We start from the raw sequence: 1,507 nt of genomic DNA, 5'->3' as shown, positions 1-1,507 counted from the left end.
TAATTAGCTTAGTAAGAATTTCAAATTTAATCTATCAATTTCATAATCTTTTTGTCTTTTGTGGAATTTACAATATTAAATCACAATTAAATTTTCATTGTAAAAATTTTATTTATAATTACAAAAATATTTTAGGAGAAAAGTAGTGAAAAGTGTTAAAATAAAAGTTGCTTTAATTGCAAATATCATAGCAATTGTATGTCTTTTGATTCTAGGAATTGTAACATTTATTTTTGTTAAAAATGCTCTTTTTCAAGAAATTGTTAATTCTGAACAAAATCGTTTAATTTCTACAAAAAATCTTATGATTAATTTCAAAGATGATACGTCTGATTCGTTAAAAAAGCTAAGCGAAACTATACTTAGACACCCTTATTCTGATTTAAATTCTGCCGAAAAATTAATGGACAACATAGGCTATCAATTAAGATCATTTAGAGATTCTGGTAATTTTCTAGCTGTTTATCTAGCCCAACCAAATGGAGAATTAATAGTAAGTGATCCAGATAGCGATAGCAAAGGCTTAGACTATGGAATTTATGGAAAAGCTGATAATTATGATGCAAGAACAAGAGAATTTTATATAGAGGCAATGAAAAATAATAGCCTATATATCACTCCTTCTTATATTGATGTTACAACAGGCTTGCCTTGCTTTACTTATGCCATGCCAATATATAAAGATGGTAATTTTATAGGAGTATTAGCAATCGATGTTTTGGTTAAAGATTTAGAAGATAGTCTTAAACAAATGCCAGGTGCGTCTTTTATTTATGATAAAAATCGTTTTTCATTTGTTTCAACAAATAAAAATTATATTGGAAGCGATCCAAATGTTGCCATTGTAGCAGATGGATTTAGCAAAGTAAAAGATGGTGAACCATTCTTTTATACTAGCAAAGAAGGAAATGAAAGACTTGCAATGTGTGATAACATAGATGGATATACAGTATGTAACATGGCTTATATTGATACAATTTCTCAATCAAGTGAGAAAATAGCCTATATACAAGCCATTATTGTTATTTTTACAAGTATTATAAGTATTGTTTTGCTTTATTTTATCATTTCTTATTATCTATCACCTTTACAAGCTATACAAAATGGTCTTAGTTCTTTCTTTGACTTTATCAATCATAAAACTAAAGATTCTGCTATGATAGATGTTAAAAGTAACGATGAATTTGGAATCATAGCAAAAGCTATTAACGAAAACATTACTAAAACTAAAAATGCATTAGAACAAGATGCTAAAGCAGTAGAACAATCAGTAGAAACCGTTAGAGAGGTTGAAGGTGGCAATCTAACAGCAAGAATTAGTGCAATTCCTGCTAATCCTCAATTAATAGAATTAAAAAATGTATTAAATGAAATGCTAAATGTATTAGAACAAAAGGTTGGTTCTAATATGAATGAAATTAATAGAATTCTTGATAGCTATAAAGCCTTAGACTTTACAACAGAAGTTGCTAATGCTAAGGGACATTTTGAAGTAACTACTAATGTA

1 protein-coding gene is annotated in these 1,507 nt (G+C 27.7%); it reads left to right on the top strand.

Translation table 11 applies throughout. From position 1 onward, the window contains the following. Positions 1–145: 145 nt before the first annotated feature. Positions 146–1,507, top strand: a 1,362-nt coding sequence (locus L8V79_RS08070; RefSeq protein WP_263703191.1) for a methyl-accepting chemotaxis protein, incomplete at its 3' end; no start/stop codon positions are given.

Source organism: Campylobacter sp. IFREMER_LSEM_CL2194 (genome assembly GCF_025771685.1).
GTDB lineage: Bacteria > Campylobacterota > Campylobacteria > Campylobacterales > Campylobacteraceae > Campylobacter_D.
This window is presented reverse-complemented; position numbering and strand designations above follow the sequence as displayed.